Here is a 19,510-nt window from a genome sequence, read left to right as displayed (position 1 = left end):
TTATTCCTTGTTTCTAATCTTCCTTTAGTGCTTAAAGAAATCTTAGATGTGTTAATTGACACTCAAGGCATTACGAATCGCGACTAGTAAAAAGAAACTCGGAAATTCCTTTTGAATAGTCGCGACCTTTTGGTCGACGTGGTTGACTGTAATGCTATGAGCTTTTGAGAAAACCTCTTACAAGGTTTAGCCGCCAGTATTATAACGGCATAAGTCTAATTTGGCTAAATTTAGGCAACAAAAAAGGGGCATAAAGCCCCTTTTTAGACAAACTGCTATGCAGTCGCTGATTAGCGACGTAGGCCTAGACGTTTGATTAGGTCTTGGTAGCGAGCTAGGTTTTTACCTTTTAGGTAATCTAGAAGCTTACGACGACGAGAAACCATGCGTAGAAGACCACGACGGCTGTGGTGATCGCCTTTGTGCGCTTTGAAGTGACCTTGTAGGTGGTTGATAGAAGCTGTAAGTAGAGCTACTTGAACTTCTGGTGAACCAGTGTCGCCTTCGCCTTGTGCGTATTCTGCAACGATTGCTGCTTTAGTTTCTGCATTCAGAGACATAATTCTCTCCTAATAAGAGTAGGTTTAAAGTTGTAGCAGCCAATCTCTGATTCAGCCGCTACGCGAAGCGCGGATTATAGGGAAATTTCCTATCTCGTGCAATATAAAAATACCGACACTCAGGTCGGTATTTTCAATCATTTACTTGGATGCAACGTCATCTCGGAACACGACCAATCGCTTAGGAGCGATTTTGCCATCTTCGTTCATTTCGCCAACGCCAATAAACAAGCGTTCTTCACCCATAGTAAGGCGAAGTGAGCCCTCAGTCGGAGCACCAAATACTTGAACGGGCTGCCCATGTTGGACCATATTCGCCAGTTCAGGCACCAAGTTGACTTCTGGTAAGTCTTCTACCGCTGTATCCATTGGCAAAAGCAGTGGGTCCAGTAGTTCTCGAGGCGCTCGTTCCTCGCGGTGAGCTTGCTCTAGCAACTCATTTAGTTGCTCAAGTGTTACCATATTCTCGTAAGGGTATTTAGCAACACCAGTACGACGAAGCATAGTTACGTGCGCACCACAACCTAACATTTCGCCCAGATCATCAACGATAGTACGAATATAGGTACCTTTAGAGCAGTGCACTTCCATCTCTACTTCATCGCCTTCAAAACGGTGAAGAACAATCTCATATACCGTGATCTTACGAGATTCACGCGGAACTTCGATGCCTTTACGAGCGTATTCATACAAGGGTTTACCTTGATACTTCAACGCAGAGAACATGGAAGGCACTTGATCAGATTCACCACGGAACTGATCGATGCACGCTTCTAGCTTGTCTAACGTAACATCGACTGGACGCGTCTCTACAACTTCACCATCCGAGTCAGACGTATTGGTACGTTCACCCAGCTTTGCGATCACGCGGTAGCGTTTATCAGAATCAAGAAGAAACTGAGAAAATTTTGTCGCTTCACCCAAGCAAATTGGCAGCATGCCTGTCGCTAATGGGTCCAAGGCTCCAGTGTGGCCTGCTTTCTCGGCAAAGTAGATTCGCTTTACTTTTTGCAGTGCATCATTGGAAGAGATACCTGTTGGTTTGTCCAACAGTATAACGCCATTAATTGGACGACCTTTACGACGACGAGCCATTATTCTTCGTCCTCACGACCAGAATCTTTTTGCTTTTGTTTGTCTGAACTAACGACTTCAGACACTAGGTTAGACATACGCATACCTTCAACAAGCGTATTGTCATAGTGGAAGCGGATTTCTGGCGTTAAACGTAGACGAATACGCTTACCTAACATCATGCGAATGTGCACTTCGTGCTCACGTAGCGCTGCTAGACATGATTCTGGTGTTTGCTCACCCACACACAGGAAGGTCACAAATACTTTTGCGTAAGCTAGGTCACGAGAGACTTCTACGTCTGAGATCGTCACCATGCCAAGGCGAGAGTCACGAACTTCACGTTGAAGGATCATCGCTAGTTCTTTTTGCAGCTGTTGTGCAACGCGCTGCGTGCGGCTAAATTCTTTTGACATATCTTTACTCTTATATAGAAAGAATGGGGGGTTGGTCAAAGCCAGCCCCCCATGGTGTATTCAACAACCAATTACTACTTATCTTTCAAAGACAATATTAGTAATTTTAGTCAATTAGTCTAGAGTACGTTTAATTTCAACGATTTCGAAGACTTCGATTTGGTCACCAACGCGAACATCATTGTAGTTCTTAACGCCGATACCACATTCGTAGCCATTCTTAACTTCTTGAACGTCATCTTTGAAACGACGTAGTGACTCTAGTTCACCTTCGTAAATAACAACGTTATCACGTAGTACACGGATTGGGTTGTTACGCTTGATCACACCTTCTGTAACCATACAACCAGCGATAGCGCCCAGTTTCGGTGACTTAAACACGTCACGAACTTCAGCAAGACCAATGATCTCTTGCTTGAATTCTGGAGCAAGCATACCGCCCATTGCTTGTTTCACTTCATCAATCAATTGGTAAATGATTGAGTAGTAACGTAAGTCAACAGCTGCGGCTTCAACAGCACGGCGAGCAGAAGCATCTGCACGAACGTTAAAGCCAAGGATGATTGCGTTTGAAGCTTCCGCTAGTACTACGTCAGTTTCCGTAATACCACCTACACCAGAACCAACGATGTTCACTTTAACTTCGTCAGTAGATAGCTTAACTAATGAGTCAGCGATTGCTTCTACAGAACCTTGAACGTCTGCTTTAAGTACAACGTTAAGTTCAGCAACTTCACCAGCAGTCATGTTAGAGAACATGTTCTCTAGTTTAGATTTCTGCTGACGAGCAAGTTTCACTTCACGGAACTTACCAGCACGGTAGTTAGCTACTTCACGCGCTTTACGCTCGTCACGAACTACTGTTGCTTCATCACCTGAAGATGGTACACCTGAAAGACCTAGGATCTCTACAGGGATAGATGGGCCAGCCGAAGTAATTTCTTTACCTAGCTCATCACGCATTGCACGAACACGGCCGTATTCTTGACCACAAAGAACGATGTCGCCTTTGTTTAGTGTACCTGATTGAACAAGTACTGTTGCAACTGGACCACGACCTTTATCTAGGCGAGATTCAACAACAACACCAGATGCCATGCCCTCAGCTACAGCTGTAAGTTCAAGAACTTCAGACTGAAGAAGGATAGCTTCTAGAAGACCATCGATGTTTGTACCCTGTTTAGCAGAGATGTGAACGAACATGTTCTCACCGCCCCACTCTTCAGGAATAACGTCGTATTGAGCAAGCTCGTTCTTAACGTTATCTGGGTTCGCGTCTTCTTTATCGATCTTGTTCACAGCAACAATTAGAGGAACGCCTGCCGCTTTCGCGTGCTGAATCGCTTCTACTGTTTGTGGCATTACACCATCGTCTGCTGCAACTACAAGAACAACGATATCTGTCGCTTGAGCACCACGAGCACGCATTGCAGTAAACGCTGCGTGTCCAGGAGTATCAAGGAACGTGATCATGCCGTTGTCTGTTTCAACGTGGTACGCACCAATGTGCTGAGTAATACCACCCGCTTCGCCAGAAGCAACGTGTGTGCGACGGATGTAGTCAAGTGTTGACGTTTTACCGTGGTCAACGTGACCCATGATAGTAACAACTGGAGCACGTGGAACTGCTTCCGCGTTAGTGTCACGGTCAGATAGTACCGCTTCTTCCAGTTCGTTCTCTTTACGAAGAACTACTTTATGGCCCATTTCTTCAGCAACAAGTTGTGCTGTTTCTTGGTCGATCACTTGGTTGATAGTCGCCATAGCGCCCATCTTCATCATTACTTTGATAACTTCTGTCGCTTTAACCGACATCTTGTTAGCAAGTTCTGATAGAACGATCGTTTCGCCAATTACAACGTCTTGCTTAGCAACCGTTGCTGACTTATCAAACCCGTGCTGCATTGAAGTCGGCTTAGCAAGTTTGCCCTTACGACCTCTACCGCCACGTTGGTTGTTACGGCCACCGCGAGCTTGGTCGTCTTTACCCGAAGCTGCTTTTTTCTTCTTACGACGACCGCCTTCTACTTTGCGATCTGCTTCATCTTCGGCTTCACGTGCGTATTGTGAAGTCGTTACATGGTAATCTGTATCTTCCATATCACCCTTTTTCTCTTCTGCAGCAGACCAACGCTCTTTATTCTTTTCAGCCAATTCGCGAGCTTCTTCAAGCTTGCGCTGACTTTCCTCTTCAGCCTTACGCTTAGCTTCTTCTTCCTGACGACGTTTAAGCTCGTCGGCCTCTTTTCGCGCTGCTTCTTGCTTAATTTTCTCTTCAGCATCACGCTTTGCTTTTTCTTCAGCATTACGTTGTGCATTCGTATCTACGTCTCGCTTCGCTTTTTCTTCAGCTTCACGTTTCGCTTTTTCTTCCGCTTCACGTTTTGCAGCTTCTTCAGCTTCACGTTTTGCAGCTTCTTCAGCTTCACGTTTTGCAGCTTCTTCTGCTGCACGTTTTGCTGCTTCTTCTGCTTCACGTTGTGCTGCTTCTTCAGCTTCACGTTTCGCTTCATCTTCAATTGTGCTGCGCTTCACGTATGTACGTTTTTTGCGCACCTCAACCTGAACATTCTTACTCTTACCACCACCCGCGTTCACACTAAGTGTACTACGAGTTTTACGCTGAAGCGTAAGGCGAGTCGGCTCTGAATCACCTGATTTATCACCGTGTTCTTTCTTTAAATGAGAGAGAAGCTTCTGCTTCTCTTCATCAGTAACATTGTCAGAGCTCGCCTTTTTAATGCCAGCGTCAGCAAGTTGTTCAATCAAGCGGTCGACTGGCGTACCAATCTCATCACTCAGTGCTTTAACTGTTAATTGTGTCATGCCGCTTCCTCCTTGCCGAAAATTATGCTTCTTCGCCGAACCAACAGATGTTACGTGCGGCCATAATTAGCTCACCTGCACGTTCTTCGGTCAGGCCTTCGATACCTTCTAAATCGTCAATACCTTGGTCAGCAAGATCTTCCAGTGTCGCTACACCTTTCGCTGCCAATTTAAATGCCATCTCACGCTCAAGACCTTCAAGTGCAAGTAGGTCCTCAGCTGGTTCTAGACCTTCAAAAGACTCTTCTTGTGCTAGTGCGATCGTCGTTAGTGCATCTTTTGCACGTCCACGAAGCTCTTCGATTAGTTCTTCATTCAAACCATCGATTTCTAGTAGCTCGTTAACTGGCACGTATGCGATTTCTTCTAGCGTTGAGAAACCTTCTTCAACAAGAAGTTGAGCGAAGTCTTCTTCAATATCTAGGTACTTCATGAAGTTTTCAATAGATGCTTGTGATTCTTCAGCGTGTTTCTTCTGAAGATCAGCAACTGTCATAACATTCAGTTCCCAACCGGTTAGTTGAGATGCTAGACGCACGTTTTGACCGTTACGACCGATAGCTTGCGCTAGGTTGTCTGCTTCAACTGCGATGTCCATTGAGTGTGCATCCTCATCAACGATGATAGAAGCAACATCAGCTGGCGCCATTGCGTTGATAACGAATTGAGCTGGGTTATCATCCCAAAGAACGATATCGATACGCTCCCCACCAAGTTCGCCAGAAACAGCTTGTACACGTGCACCACGCATACCAACACACGCACCTACAGGGTCGATACGTTTGTCATTTGTTTTGACAGCGATCTTAGCACGAGAACCAGGATCACGTGCTGCGCCTTTAAGCTCGATAATATCTTCTGCGATTTCAGGCACTTCAACACGGAACAGTTCTGCCAACATTTCTGGCTTAGAACGAGTGATGAACAATTGGAAACCACGTGCTTCAGGCGCGACTTTGTAAAGAAGGCCACGTACGCGGTCGCCTGGACGGAAGTTTTCACGAGGAAGTTGGTCATCACGCAGGATTACCGCTTCAGCGTTATTACCAAGATCAAGCACGATTGTGTCACGGTTTACTTTTTTCACGACACCAGTGATTAGATCACCTTCATTGTCGATGAACTGTTCAACGATTTGTGCGCGCTCAGCTTCACGAACTTTTTGAACGATAACTTGCTTAGCAGTTTGAGTCGTAATACGGTCAAACGTTACTGATTCGATTTCGTCTTCTACGTAGTCGCCAAGCTCGATTGAGTCATCTTCGTATTGCGCTGCTTCTAGTGAGATCTCTTTTGTAGGGTTCTCAACGTCATCAACAACTAACCAACGGCGGTAAGTTACAAATTCACCGGTTTTACGGTCAATGGCAACACGTACGTCGATTTCGATTTCGTATTTTTTCTTTGTAGAAGTTGCTAGAGCAATCTCAAGAGCCTCAAAGATACGCTCACGAGGTACCGCTTTTTCGTTCGATACCGCTTCTGCTACCGCTAAAATTTCTTTACTCATTATATTTAGCCTCTAAGCTTAAACTTTTTTAGGGAACTAAAATTTAGGGATCAGGTTAGCTTTGGAAATGTTACTTAGAGCAAACTCTTCTTGCTGACCGTCTACAGTAATTGTCACTGTTTCGCCATCAACACCGTGGATAATACCTTTCCACTTACGACGGTTTGCTACAGCCATTTTCAATACGATGCTGACCTCGTGACCAATAAATTGCTCGTAATGTGCTGCTTTAAAAAGTGGTCTTTCTAAACCTGGAGAAGACACTTCTAGGCTGTAAGCAACAGAAATTGGATCTTCAACGTCTAAAACTGCACTAACTTGGTGGCTAACTTCTGCACAGTCGTCTACGTTAATACCATTTTCATGGTCAATGTAGATACGTAACGTTGAGTGCGCGCCTGCACGAATGAATTCTAATCCAACTAACTCATAACCTGATGCCGCTACTGGCGCGTCAAGCATTTCAGTAAGTTGTCTTTCTAAACCAGTCATTTAACCACTCCAGAAACAAAAAAAGGGCTCAGAGCCCAATCAAAAAACCAAGCAGTATCTGAGCTATTTCAAAAAGCTCAGATAACAAAAAACCCCGATAGTCGGGGTTTTATGCTGCTGGACCCTGATACGTTAAGAATAGCCAACAATTGCTTTTCTTAACTCGTAGTGTGGTTAGCACTACGCAAACTTGCCAATCTACGATTTCCTTTTAAAGAAAGAGATTGGTTGCGGGGGCCGGATTTGAACCGACGACCTTCGGGTTATGAGCCCGACGAGCTACCAAGCTGCTCCACCCCGCGTCCGACTTGCTGAGCATTATACTCGCAAACAAGTGATTTACAAGTTTGTAAATACATGGTGCCGAGAGAGGGACTCGAACCCTCACACCTAAGGCACTAGCACCTCATGCTAGCGTGTCTACCAATTTCACCATCTCGGCATCAAAACCTTACAGCTTATTGAGGAATTTCATCACCCGCAGGGGCAGGAACTTCACTCGCTGCATCCTTAACTTGTTCAACAACTGGTTGACCTAACGTTGGGTCTACCCATTGTGATTCAGTCTGGTGCGTAGACATACGACCAAGTAACAAGCTAACGATAAAGAATACGGTTGCTAAAATAGCAGTTGTTCGGGTTAAGAAATTACCTGAGCCGCCAGCACCAAACACTGTGTTTGAAGCACCAGCACCGAACGAGGCTCCCATATCTGCGCCTTTACCTTGTTGAATCAACACAAGGCCAATCACACCAAGCGCTGCCAACAGGTAAATCACAAGTAGAACTGAAAACATTTTTTCCACCTATGTTCCAAATTGTTGAGCCAGCGCCGCTCAAAAGAATAAATCATTATGAACAAGGCTAGCGACCTCCTAACGGGAGGCGGAGCAATACTAGCGAAAGCCAGTAACGCTGACAAGGGAAAATTAGTAAAAAATCAATGCCAATGCGTTAAGCGCTCAAAAAAAGGGCAAAAGATGCCCTTTTCATTCAAGACATGCTTTAACGCAATGATTAACAACTTGCTTTAACAGCCTCAGCGATTTTCAATGCTGAGTGTTGAACTAGTTCACCATCTTCGCCTTCCACCATAACGCGGATCAAAGGCTCAGTGCCAGACTTACGCAGCAGTACACGCCCTTTATCACCAAGTGTCGCCTCTACTTCAGCGACAGCGTTTAATACAGCTGTAGCTTCAAGAGGGTTACTTTCTCCTGAGAAACGGACATTTTCTAAAACCTGAGGATATAATGTCATTCCTTGCGATAGTTCATATAAAGACATATCGCTGCCAATTACAGAAGCAAGTACTTGAAGTGCAGCAACAATCGCATCGCCGGTTGTGACTTTATCTAATAAGATCACATGGCCTGAGTTTTCAGCACCAATTTTCCAACCTTTTTCTAGCAGTTGCTCCATGACATAACGGTCACCAACAGCAGCACGTACAAACGGAATGCCTAGCTGCTTTAAACCATTTTCCATACCCAAGTTAGTCATTAGTGTACCAACAACACCACCCTTTAGCTCACCACGACGAAGTGCATCACGAGCGATGATATAAGCAATTTGGTCACCATCAACTTTGTTACCTAGGTGGTCGACCATAATGATGCGGTCACCATCACCATCAAATGCGAGACCAAGATGCGCTTGCTCTTCAACAACACGCTGTTGAAGAGCTCGTACGTCTGTTGCGCCCACTTTTTCATTAATGTTGATGCCGTTAGGCTCTACACCCATAGCGATAACTTCTGCCCCAAGTTCTTTGAAAACATTTGGAGCGATGTGGTACGTTGCACCGTGCGCACAGTCTACTACGATCTTAAAGTTCGCAAGGCTCAACTCAGATGGGAAAGTACTCTTACAGAATTCGATGTAACGACCAGCTGCATCATTTAGGCGGGTTGCTTTACCAAGCTCAGCAGACTCCACACATTCAATTTCTTTATCTAACTCAGCTTCGATCGCCAATTCGATATCGTCAGGTAGCTTAGTACCCTCAGAAGAAAAGAATTTAATGCCGTTGTCGTAATATGGGTTATGTGATGCAGAAATCACAATACCAGCCTCGGCACGGAAAGTCTGAGTTAAATATGCCACAGCTGGAGTTGGCATGGGACCAGTAAATGTTGCTTTAAGTCCCGCAGCTGCAAGGCCAGCCTCTAGTGCAGATTCAAGCATATAACCTGAAATACGTGTATCTTTACCTATGATAACTTTCTTTGTGCCTTGTTTCGCTAGTACACGACCAGCAGCCCAGCCAAGCTTAAGTACGAAGTCTGGAGTGATTGGGTATTGTCCTACTTTACCGCGCACACCGTCAGTACCAAAGTAACGTCTTTCATTCGACATAAACTTTCCTTTATTATTTTTAAATATTGTTTTTCGTCATCTCAACAACTTTCATCGCTTCGATTGTCTCTTCAAAGTCATGCACGCGAATGATCTGCGCGCCTTTCATCGCGGCAATCGTAGCACAAACGACACTTGCGTTCGTACACTCTGCCGCTGGCTTGTCTAACAGTTTGAAGATCATGGATTTACGAGACATGCCAGCCAAAATAGGCAGGCCGAATTCATGAAACTTTTCAAGATGAGCAAGCATATGATAATTGTGTTCGATTGTTTTGCCAAAGCCAAACCCAGGATCGAGAATCAGTTGAGATTTATCAATCCCTGCTGCTTCACACGCCGCGATACGTTCTTCTAGAAAAGCCGACACGTCCCCCATTAAATCATCATAATGAGGGTCAACTTGCATGGTCCTAGGCTGACCTTTCATATGCATCAGACAAATTGGAAGGTTTGCTTCTGCTGCGACTTCCAGAGCACCTGGCTCTTGCAGCGAGCGGATGTCATTGATCAAATCAGCCCCAGCATCAATTGCTTGACGCATCACTTCTGCTTTACTGGTGTCAACGGAAATCCATACATCATATTTTTCACGAATGGCTTTGATTACTGGGACAACACGCCTAAGCTCTTCTTCCAAAGACACATCCGGTGCACCAGGTCTTGTCGATTCACCACCAACATCAACAATACTTACACCAGCCTTTATCATTTTATCAACTTGAGCAAGAGCAAGTTCAATTGAGTTGTATTTACCGCCATCCGAAAAGGAATCCGGTGTCACATTTAGAATGGCCATGACATGTGGACGCGAAAGGTCCAAAGATTTGTTATTTGCTGTAATCATCATCATAAACACAAAAACCCCGAGATAACTCGGGGTTTAATATTATCGATACTCTTTATTCAGAGTCTTTCTTTTCAGGCGCTTCGTTAGAAGTTGTTTCAGAAGAGCTAGGCTGTTCTGCATCTTTCGCAGTCTCCGTTGCTTCTTCTTTAACTTCTTGCTTTGCTTGAGGCTTGTCGCTGTCTTCTGGTTTGCTTGCTGAGTTATCACTCCAGCCCGCAGGCTCACGAATTTCAGCTTTGCGCTCCATTAAGTCATCAATCTGGCGAGCATCAATGGTTTCATACTTCATCAGTGCATCTTTCATCGCATGCATGATATCCATGTTCTCTTGAAGAATCTTCTTCGCACGATCGTAGTTGCGGTCAATGATCTGACGAACTTCGTCATCAATCAACTTCGCTGTATCGTCAGACACATGTTTAGTCTGAGTTACACTACGCCCTAAGAACACTTCGCCTTCATCTTCTGCATACAGCAGAGGGCCAAGCTTTTCAGAGAAACCCCATTGAGTAACCATCTTACGAGCAATATCTGTTGCGCGCTCGATATCATTAGAAGCACCGGTTGATACTTTGTCAGCACCGTAGATAAGCTCTTCTGCTAAACGACCACCGTACAAGCTAGAAATCATTGATTCTAGGTGTTGGCGAGACATGCTCACGCGGTCCTGCTCTGGAAGGTACATTGTTACACCCAACGCACGACCACGTGGAATGATAGACACTTTGTACACTGGATCGTGTTCAGGAACCAAGCGACCAACAATCGCGTGACCCGCTTCGTGGTATGCGGTTGACTCTTTCACTTCCTCAGACATCACCATTGAACGGCGCTCGGCACCCATCATGATTTTGTCTTTCGCCAGTTCAAACTCAACCATAGAAACGTTGCGCTTGTTACCGCGCGCAGCAAACAGGGCTGCTTCGTTAACTAAGTTTGCTAGGTCAGCACCAGAGAAGCCTGGAGTACCACGCGCGATGAGAGAAGGCTCTACATCACCCGCTAGAGGGACCTTACGCATGTGAACTTTTAGGATCTGTTCACGGCCACGTACATCTGGAAGACCAACTACCACTTGGCGGTCAAAACGACCAGGACGCAGTAACGCAGGGTCCAACACATCCGGACGGTTAGTCGCAGCGATAACGATAATACCTTCGTTACCTTCGAAACCATCCATCTCAACGAGCATTTGGTTTAGTGTTTGTTCACGTTCATCATGACCACCACCAACACCTGCGCCACGTTGACGACCTACCGCATCGATCTCATCGATAAAGATGATACAAGGTGCGGCTTTCTTTGCTTGTTCAAACATGTCACGCACACGAGATGCACCAACACCAACGAACATCTCTACGAAATCAGAACCAGAGATAGTAAAGAATGGTACTTTCGCCTCACCGGCAATGGCTTTCGCTAGAAGCGTTTTACCCGTACCAGGAGGACCAACCATTAGAACACCCGTTGGAATCTTACCGCCCAGTTTTTGGAAGCGGCTTGGATCGCGTAGGTAGTCCACCAGTTCTTTCACGTCTTCTTTTGCTTCGTCACAACCAGCAACGTCAGCAAAAGTTGTCTTGATTTGTTCTTCGCTCATCATTCGAGCTTTACTCTTACCAAAAGACATGGCGCCTTTACCACCGCCGCCTTGCATTTGACGCATGAAGAAAATCCATACACCAATTAGTAAGATCATTGGGAACCAAGAGATGAAGATAGTACCAAGCAAGCTTTGCTCTTCTGGAGGCGTGCCTTGTACTTTCACGTTTTGGTTAATTAGGTCATCTAGAAGCTTTTGGTCATACACTGGCATGTAAGTGACCATTTTGGCACCGCCGCCACGACGAACAAAGCTAATTTCACCGTCTTTAAAAGTTGCTTCTTGAATCTGGCCTTGGCCAACTTCCTGTACAAACGTGGTGTAATCCACAGTTCTGCCATTGCTTTCTCCAGGGCCAAAGCTCTGGAATACCGACATCAATACGACGGCGATAACAAGCCACAGAATTAAATTTTTTGCCATGTCACTCAAGGTGTAAGCCTCTCGATAACTAATTGTAATTAAAGGTAGGGTACTACAGTTCATTAACTGTAGCTATAGTGTTAACACGCTCTCAAGAGAGCAAAATGGTTAACCTTTGTAACCAGTGGCTACGACGAAGACCTCTCGAGAGCGAGCTCGCGATGAGTCTGGTTTTCTAATTTTTACGGCTTTAAACATGTCTCGGACTTCTTTCACATACTGATCGAAGCCTTCCCCTTGGAAAACCTTTACGACAAAGCTACCATTAGGCGCTAGAACTTGTCGACACATATCTAAAGCTAATTCAACTAAATACATAGCGCGAGGTTGATCAACAGAATTGTTTCCCGCGATGTTAGGCGCCATATCAGACATTACTACGTCTACCATGGAAGGTTGGATCCTTTCTAGCAAAGCTTCCAATACCGCATCATCACGAAAGTCGCCTTGTAAAAAGCTAACGCCAGCAATCGGGTCCATAGGAAGCAAGTCACACGCGATGATCTGACCACTGTCCCCTACTATCTTAGCAGCATATTGAGACCATCCGCCCGGCGCAGCCCCCAAGTCGACGACTGTCATTCCAGGCTTTAACAATTTATCTTTCGTTTGAATCTCATCGATCTTGAAATAAGCACGTGAGCGGTAGCCTTTTTTTCGGGCTTCATTCGCGTATTTATCATCAAAGTGTTCTTTCAACCAACGACCAGAACTAGCCGAATGTTTTTGTTTACTCATTTTAATCCCAACAAGGCACAAATTGGAGCTATTGTTTTAATAGGCGCTACCTATTACTCAATAAATTATAGTCTTCAGCAATAGATGGCGTTAAAATAGCTTTTTTCAACCCTTATTTTAAAGAAAATTGGCCGCGTAATGAACCTAAGCACCAAACAAAAGCAGCACCTTAAAGGCCTAGCTCACAGTTTAAAACCTGTTGTGCTAATGGGCGCAAATGGACTTACAGAAGCCGTGCTAGCAGAAATTGAAATCGCTCTTAACCATCACGAACTTATCAAAGTAAAAGTTGCTTCGGAAGATCGTGAAACAAAACAGCTAATCATCGACGCTATCGTACGTGAGACGGGCGCTGAAAAAGTTCAGACTATTGGTAAAGTGCTTGTGCTATACCGCCAGTCTGAAGAGCGTAAAATCGAAATCCCTCGTAAGTAACTCTACTTACGTTGCTGAAGAAAAAAGGTCGCCTGAGGCGACCTTTTTGCGTTTTATCAGAGTAGTAATGCTACTCCAGACGACTTAGATATATTCTACTCGGTCAATTTCGAAGTCTTTCGCGCCACCCGGAGTTTGAATAGCAACTTCATCGCCTTCCATCTTACCAATCAGGCCACGAGCAATAGGTGAGCTCACTGAAATGCGACCTGCTTTGATATCGGCTTCGTCATCACCAACGATTTGGTACGTTTTTTCTTCTTCGGTGTCGATATCAATCAAGGTTACGGTTGAACCAAAAATAACTTTACCCGTGTTCTCCATCTTCGTTACGTCAATAACTTGAGCAACTGACAGTTTGTATTCAATGTCACGGATTTGTGCTTCACAAATGCCCTGCTCTTCACGAGCGGCGTGATATTCAGCATTCTCTTTTAAATCACCTAGCTCACGAGCTTCAGCAATTGCCTCTGAGATCTGAGGACGTAGTTTAAGTAGACGATCGAGTTCTGCACGTAGCTTTTGCTCGCCACGTAGTGTCATTGGAACTTTTTCCATTTTATAACCTCAAGCCCAAATGGGTCTTTGGACAAAAAAAGCCCACCCTGTCATAGGACTGGGTAGTGCGCTTAAAGATGTATTTCGTTTAGTGTAAACAAACTCCCGGACGAAATCATCTTAATTCGAAAGACAGCAAGACTATGCCTTTTCGGCATAATGATATAACTCACTTTTAGAGCGGTTCTAGGGCGAATCACCTTCTCAATTTATTGAAAAACAACACTGTTCATTACACCAAAAACCTCAAAAAAGATAAAAACTAATCAATGTCAGGCCAATGTCATTGCCAATAATTTCAATCAAAAACAGTAATTTAAATAAAAACAACGCACAATTGAACAGTGTTCATCAGTGGGATTTATATCATTTTACTAACTCATACGGAAACTTTAGCAGTAAAACATGTCCAGCGAGTTGTTAGATCAATGGCTTACAAGTGCGAACTATATCGCTCAATTAGCCAATTTTGGACCAACAACTTGTGAGAGATCACCTCTCCCCCATACAACAATGATTATGGACAGCTAACTAGGACAAATAAGATGAAAAAGACTCTAATTGCTCTTTCTGTATCTGCAGCAGCTATGGCAACTGGCGTAAACGCAGCTGAACTTTACAACCAAGACGGTACTTCTCTAGAAATGGGCGGCCGTGCTGAAGCACGTCTATCTATGAAAGATGGCGACGCTCAAGACAAATCTCGCATCCGTCTAAACTTCCTTGGTAAACAAGAAATCAATGACAACCTATACGGTGTTGGTTTCTGGGAAGGTGAATTTGAGACTGCTCAAAACGGTACTGTAGACGGCGACGACAAGAGCGATCTAGAAACTCGTCTTGCTTACGCTGGTCTTGGCGGTGCTTACGGTGAGTTCGCATACGGTAAAACTGAAGGTGCACTAGGCGTTATCACTGACTTCACAGATATCATGGCTTACCACGGTAACTCTGCAGCAGACAAACTAGCTGTATCAGACCGTACAGACAACATGATGGCTTACAAAGGCCAGTTTGAAAACCTAAGCGTAAAAGCAAGCTACCGCTTCGCTGATCGTATGGAAAACAAAAACACTGGTGAGTACTACGACAACAAACAAGACGGTTACTCTCTATCTGCAATCTACGCTCTAGCTGACACTGGTCTTGAGCTAGGTGCTGGTTACGCAGATCAAGACAAAGCTAACGAGTACATGCTAGCTGCATCTTACACAATGTCTGATCTTTACTTCGCTGGTGTATTCACTGACGGCGAGAAAATGGAAGATTCAAACAACAGTAACACAGTTGATTACACTGGTTACGAGCTAGCGGGTGCTTACACTCTAGGCCAAACAGTATTTACAACATCATACAACAATGCAGAAACTAACAACGAAACTTCTGCAAACAACTTCGCTGTTGATGCTTCTTACTACTTCAAGCCTAACTTCCGTGGTTACATTTCTTACAACTTCAACCTGATTGATGCAGGTGACAAGTTTGGTTCAACTGACACTAGCAAAACAGTTGCAACTAAGATCGATGCTGAAGACGAGCTAGCTCTAGGTCTACGTTACGACTTCTAATTCCGGTCTTTGACTAGAATATCGAATGCCCGCTTTAAGCGGGCATTTTTTATACTTCATTTTAAGCAGCGCGCCTTTCTCTCGTGTCTCATTCATGAAGACATTTGAAGCATTTCTTTAGTTACCTAGCATATTGAAAGGACTTGCGTATACTCAATCACATAACTCACCTTAGAAAGTATCATTATGCGTTTACGTTGGCCCTTGCTCATATTCTCTTCATTACTTTCTGCTTTTTCACAAGCGTACCCTCATCAAGAGGTGTTGCCTGAAGGCGCCCGCATCAGTTTAGTTGCGGAAAAACTCAGTGAAAATGCTGAGCTTGACGGTGTTCATCCTACCGAACAACTGTTCCCACCAGCGAGTACATTAAAAATCGTCACCGCATTAGCCGCAAAGCTAGAACTGGGTGATAATTTCCGGTTTCGAACCAAGCTGGAAACGTCGAACTCAGATACAGTGATTTACTTTGTCGGCGACCCAACACTCCAAACCAACGACTTAAAATCACTTCTCACTCTAGCTAAGAAAAATGGCTTAAAACGGATTAACGGTGACCTATGGCTCGATAACAGCGCATTCACTGGTTATAACCGTGCGGTGGGCTGGCCGTGGGATATCTTGGGAGTTTGCTACAGCGCTCCGGCATCGACCATCACACTCAATAACAACTGTGTACAAGCCTCTATCTATACACAAAAAGATGGTGGAACGCGGGTCTACGTACCAGAGCATCAACCTATTCGTGTCACAAGTACCGTAGAAACAGTTTCTAAAACCATTAAGAAAAGTCGTCATTGTGACTTAGGTTTAGTTGCAAATCCCGATAACAACTACAAGCTAACAGGGTGCTTGGTTGAAAGAGACAAACCATTGCCACTGAAATTTGCGGTTCAAGACCCTGAGCGTTACACCAGTCAAAGGTTGGCGACTTTGCTCAAGGAGCTCAACATTGGGGTATCAGGAAAGATTAGGGTCGGTACGGCGCCAGAAAAGCAGCGAAAGCTCATCGCAATGCATCAATCAAAGGCCTTACCAGACATTCTTGAAGATATGCTCAAAAACTCTGACAACTTGATTGCCGACACATTAACCAAAACACTTGGTGCTAAATTTTTCGTTCAGCCAGGCAGTTTTACTAACGGTACAGAAGCGATCAAGCAGATCATTTTCGCCAACACTGGTATTGATATTCGTAATGCGCGCCTAGAAGACGGCTCAGGACTTTCGCGAAATAACCGGATCTCCGCGACCAAGATGGCTGAAATGCTGCGCTATATTTGGAAGCATGAAAACGAACTCAAATTGATTGCCATCATGCCGAAATCAGGTGAATCCGGCACATTAAAGTACCGACAAAGTATGCGAAAACTTCCAATTAAAGGACAGCTGATAGCGAAAAGTGGCTCTATCTACGGGACTTACAATATGGCTGGATATGGCTTGGATAAAAATGGTCAACCTAACACCATTTTTGTTCAGTTTGTTTCAGACTACTTCCCAGAAAAACGGGACGACAACACACCTGTCATCGCCCCGATTACACATTTTGAGCAGCTTTTTTACAATGACATTGTGAACTTTAGTCAGGCAATACCTAAGAAATAGTTCACCACGTTAAAGTAAATCCACATTCCTGAAATATCGACGATAGACGCAAGAACTGGACTCACCAATACGGCTGGGTCCAACTTGCAAGCTCGTGCAATAATTGGCAACAGCCCGCCCAATGTTGTAGAAATGGTGACTTGAATGAACAGCGCAACTGCTATTGCCAGTGCGATATCGGTCAGTTCAAAGCCTCCTGTTGATTGTCCTGCACTAAATAACATAATGCGTCCAATCATCACGATAGCGATCGCTAGCGCAATAAATAGAGCGACTCGGCTCTCTTTCCACAAAACTTCTAACCATTGGCGTTTTTTTAACTCTCCAGTAGCAAGAGCACGAATCACTAAAGTTGCTGCTTGTGTTCCTGTGTTACCACCAGCAGCTGCAATCACTGGCATGTACACTGCAAGTAAAACAAGCTGACTAAGGGTGTCCTCATACTGAGCAATGATCAAGCCTGACACTATCCCTAAAAGAGCCAGTGCAATGATCCACCCAATACGCTGCTTCACGTGCCCCAAAACACTAGTCGATAAATAACCATCAGGTGTATCAACTTCAGACATATGCAGACCTAATTGGTGAGCATAATGACGTGCGCGTTTGTCATGGCCTGCTTGCTCAAGTTGAGCAATAAGACTATTCACATAGCCGACAGAGCAATGCTGTAAAATACCTACAGCCTCATCAATCGGCATAACCGTAAGCAAATGGACTTGTTGCTCTTGCTCGTACTGCAAGAATGCATTGCGAGCTGCACCAATTTCTACTTCAGAAAAGTTTGGTGTTGTTTCAATAAAAGTGTTGTTCATTACCGTCATGGCGAATCTCCCGATTGGCATTGGTAACGACCATCGACAAAGCATGAAAAGCCACTCTTGCACGCTAAAAGTCAGACAACAAATAAGATGCACAGAGAAAACCAATGCGAATGCACTGTCTATTCAGAATGTATGAAGGAAATAACGAGAAAAAAATTAGAAAAGATGCCTCACCACTTAGGTAAGGCGGAGATCGCCAATACCGAAGCGGGTTATTTCGCTCCCTTAATCTTACTCACCCAACGACTGGGAGGATGGTCGGTATTGTTCATGTAAATCTCCGATAGCGCTGCCATTATTGGCAGCGCAAGTATAGTAGCAAAGTTCATCAGGTATGGAAGTTTTACTTTGCCGTTTTTGCTAAATTTTCATACAAAAAAAGCGCCCTTCGGACGCTTTCATTTGCAGTCATTATGGATTACTGAATAGTAATACGAGCAAATTTACGTTTACCTACTTGGAACACGTAAGTACCCGCTTCTGGAGCAAATTTGCTGTCCGCAATTTTTTCACCATCAATCTTCACAGCGCCCTGCTTAACCATGCGCATCGCATCTGACGATGATGGACATAAACCTGCTTCTTTCAACAGATTACTCACTGGGCGACCTGCGTCAAAGTCAAACTCTGGCATTTCATCAGGAATTTGGTTCTTCGCAAAACGGTTTACGAATTCTTGCTCTGCTGCATCGGCATCGGCTTCACTGTGGAAACGAGCAATAATTTCTTTTGCTAGCAATACTTTGATGTCACGAGGGTTTTTGCCCGCTTCTACATCAGCTTTGAATTGAGCAATCTCTTCCAGAGGACGGAAAGAGAGCAGCTCGTAGTAGCTCCACATTAGGTCATCAGAAATAGACATGATTTTACCAAACATTTCGCTTGGCGCTTCGCTGATACCGATGTAGTTGTTTGCTGACTTAGACATCTTCTTCTCGCCATCAAGGCCCACTAGAAGCGGCATCATCAGTACAACCTGAGGTTTTTGACCGTGAGACTTTTGCAGTTCACGACCCATTAGAAGGTTGAACTTCTGGTCTGTACCACCTAATTCAACATCCGTTTCCATTGCTACTGAGTCCCAGCCTTGTAGAAGTGGGTACATGAACTCATGAATAGCAATTGGCTGACCACCCGCGTAACGCTTTTTAAAGTCGTCACGCTCTAGCATACGAGCAACGGTTTGGTTTGCCGCAAGGCGAATCATACCTTCTGCGCCCAGTTCAGACAGCCACTCAGAGTTAAACTGAATTTTAGTCTTTGCAGGATCGAGAATTTTGAACACTTGCTCTTTGTACGTTTCAGCGTTACGCAATACGTCTTCGCGACTTAGCGGTGGACGAGTTGTGTTTTTACCTGTTGGGTCACCAACCATTGCAGTGAAGTCACCGATTAGGAACGTCACTTCATGACCTAGTTCTTGGAACAAGCGAAGCTTATTGAAAATAACCGTATGGCCTAGGTGAATGTCAGGTGCTGTTGGATCAGCGCCCAATTTAATACGTAGAGGACGGTCTTCTTTTAGTTTTGCGATTAGCTCTTCTTCTGGAATCAGCTCTTCAACACCGCGCTTAATCTCGGCTAGTGCAGCTTCAATGCTCGCCATTCTTGTTCACTCCCACAGATTTGGCAAAAATATAATAGCTGAACATATTACTTGAATAGCG

At 44.6% G+C, this 19,510-nt stretch carries 17 protein-coding genes and 2 tRNA genes; 3 read left to right on the top strand and 16 right to left on the bottom strand.

Annotation, left to right across the window (positions count from 1 at the left end):
• Positions 1-290: 290 nt before the first annotated feature.
• The 13 genes from rpsO to rlmE form a co-directional block, all read right to left on the bottom strand.
• A complete protein-coding gene (gene rpsO, locus J4N43_RS03230) occupies positions 291-560 on the bottom strand; it encodes a 30S ribosomal protein S15 (protein ID WP_005380094.1) in 270 nt (89 codons plus the stop codon).
• 141 nt (positions 561-701) lie between these two features.
• Positions 702-1,655: a tRNA pseudouridine(55) synthase TruB gene (gene truB, locus J4N43_RS03225; RefSeq protein WP_005380088.1), complete on the bottom strand. Its 954-nt coding sequence runs from the start codon at positions 1,653-1,655 to the stop codon at positions 702-704.
• Entirely contained in the window at positions 1,655-2,050 is a 396-nt protein-coding gene (gene rbfA, locus J4N43_RS03220; RefSeq protein ID WP_005380087.1) for a 30S ribosome-binding factor RbfA, read from the bottom strand. The genes truB and rbfA overlap by 1 nt, the downstream gene beginning before the upstream one ends.
• Before the next feature lie 114 nt (positions 2,051-2,164).
• Complete coding sequence (gene infB, locus J4N43_RS03215; RefSeq protein WP_005380086.1) at positions 2,165-4,876, bottom strand: translation initiation factor IF-2; 2,712 nt, start codon at positions 4,874-4,876, stop codon at positions 2,165-2,167.
• A 22-nt stretch (positions 4,877-4,898) separates the two neighbouring features.
• Positions 4,899-6,386, bottom strand: a complete 1,488-nt coding sequence (gene nusA / locus J4N43_RS03210) for a transcription termination factor NusA (RefSeq protein ID WP_005380084.1) — start codon at positions 6,384-6,386, stop codon at positions 4,899-4,901.
• A gap of 36 nt (positions 6,387-6,422) precedes the next feature.
• Complete coding sequence (gene rimP, locus J4N43_RS03205) at positions 6,423-6,878, bottom strand: ribosome maturation factor RimP (RefSeq protein ID WP_005386424.1); 456 nt, start codon at positions 6,876-6,878, stop codon at positions 6,423-6,425.
• A 225-nt stretch (positions 6,879-7,103) separates the two neighbouring features.
• Positions 7,104-7,180 (bottom strand) — tRNA-Met (locus tag J4N43_RS03200).
• Positions 7,181-7,236: 56 nt separating this feature from the next.
• A tRNA-Leu gene (locus tag J4N43_RS03195) sits at positions 7,237-7,320 on the bottom strand.
• A gap of 16 nt (positions 7,321-7,336) precedes the next feature.
• Positions 7,337-7,675: a preprotein translocase subunit SecG gene (gene secG, locus J4N43_RS03190; RefSeq protein ID WP_005380080.1), complete on the bottom strand. Its 339-nt coding sequence runs from the start codon at positions 7,673-7,675 to the stop codon at positions 7,337-7,339.
• A gap of 220 nt (positions 7,676-7,895) precedes the next feature.
• Complete coding sequence (glmM, locus tag J4N43_RS03185; protein ID WP_005388992.1) at positions 7,896-9,236, bottom strand: phosphoglucosamine mutase; 1,341 nt, start codon at positions 9,234-9,236, stop codon at positions 7,896-7,898.
• A 19-nt stretch (positions 9,237-9,255) separates the two neighbouring features.
• Positions 9,256-10,086 carry a dihydropteroate synthase gene (folP, locus tag J4N43_RS03180; RefSeq protein WP_017820419.1) on the bottom strand — a complete coding sequence of 277 codons (831 nt, stop codon included), beginning with the start codon at positions 10,084-10,086 and terminating at the stop codon, positions 9,256-9,258.
• A 52-nt stretch (positions 10,087-10,138) separates the two neighbouring features.
• On the bottom strand, positions 10,139-12,112 hold the full coding sequence (gene ftsH, locus J4N43_RS03175; protein WP_017635895.1) for an ATP-dependent zinc metalloprotease FtsH: 1,974 nt from the start codon (positions 12,110-12,112) through the stop codon (positions 10,139-10,141).
• 108 nt (positions 12,113-12,220) lie between these two features.
• On the bottom strand, positions 12,221-12,850 hold the full coding sequence (rlmE, locus tag J4N43_RS03170; protein WP_005388985.1) for a 23S rRNA (uridine(2552)-2'-O)-methyltransferase RlmE: 630 nt from the start codon (positions 12,848-12,850) through the stop codon (positions 12,221-12,223).
• A gap of 138 nt (positions 12,851-12,988) precedes the next feature.
• Here rlmE and yhbY point away from each other — a divergent pair, with 138 nt between their 5' ends.
• On the top strand, positions 12,989-13,285 hold the full coding sequence (gene yhbY, locus J4N43_RS03165; protein WP_005380066.1) for a ribosome assembly RNA-binding protein YhbY: 297 nt from the start codon (positions 12,989-12,991) through the stop codon (positions 13,283-13,285).
• A gap of 84 nt (positions 13,286-13,369) precedes the next feature.
• Here yhbY and greA read toward each other — a convergent pair whose 3' ends face one another.
• Positions 13,370-13,843, bottom strand: coding sequence for a transcription elongation factor GreA (greA, locus tag J4N43_RS03160; RefSeq protein WP_005380065.1), 474 nt, complete (start codon positions 13,841-13,843; stop codon positions 13,370-13,372).
• Between the two features lie 545 nt (positions 13,844-14,388).
• On the opposite strand from greA, the gene J4N43_RS03155 reads away from it, so the two are divergent.
• Together J4N43_RS03155 and dacB are read left to right on the top strand one after the other, a co-directional pair.
• Complete coding sequence (locus tag J4N43_RS03155; protein ID WP_005380064.1) at positions 14,389-15,411, top strand: porin; 1,023 nt, start codon at positions 14,389-14,391, stop codon at positions 15,409-15,411.
• A 186-nt stretch (positions 15,412-15,597) separates the two neighbouring features.
• A complete protein-coding gene (gene dacB, locus J4N43_RS03150) occupies positions 15,598-17,019 on the top strand; it encodes a serine-type D-Ala-D-Ala carboxypeptidase (protein ID WP_158159760.1) in 1,422 nt (473 codons plus the stop codon).
• Here the strand turns inward: dacB and J4N43_RS03145 are convergent.
• Together J4N43_RS03145 and tyrS are read right to left on the bottom strand one after the other, a co-directional pair.
• A complete protein-coding gene (locus J4N43_RS03145; protein WP_005380062.1) occupies positions 16,998-17,843 on the bottom strand; it encodes a magnesium transporter in 846 nt (281 codons plus the stop codon). The genes dacB and J4N43_RS03145 overlap by 22 nt on opposite strands.
• A gap of 418 nt (positions 17,844-18,261) precedes the next feature.
• On the bottom strand, positions 18,262-19,449 hold the full coding sequence (gene tyrS, locus J4N43_RS03140; RefSeq protein WP_017820416.1) for a tyrosine--tRNA ligase: 1,188 nt from the start codon (positions 19,447-19,449) through the stop codon (positions 18,262-18,264).
• Between the last annotated feature and the right edge of the window lie 61 nt (positions 19,450-19,510).

Source organism: Vibrio sp. SCSIO 43009, from assembly GCF_023716525.1.
GTDB classification, from domain to species: domain Bacteria; phylum Pseudomonadota; class Gammaproteobacteria; order Enterobacterales; family Vibrionaceae; genus Vibrio; species Vibrio alginolyticus.
Note: the sequence above shows the minus strand (reverse complement) of the source record. Positions and strands in the feature narration are given on the sequence as shown.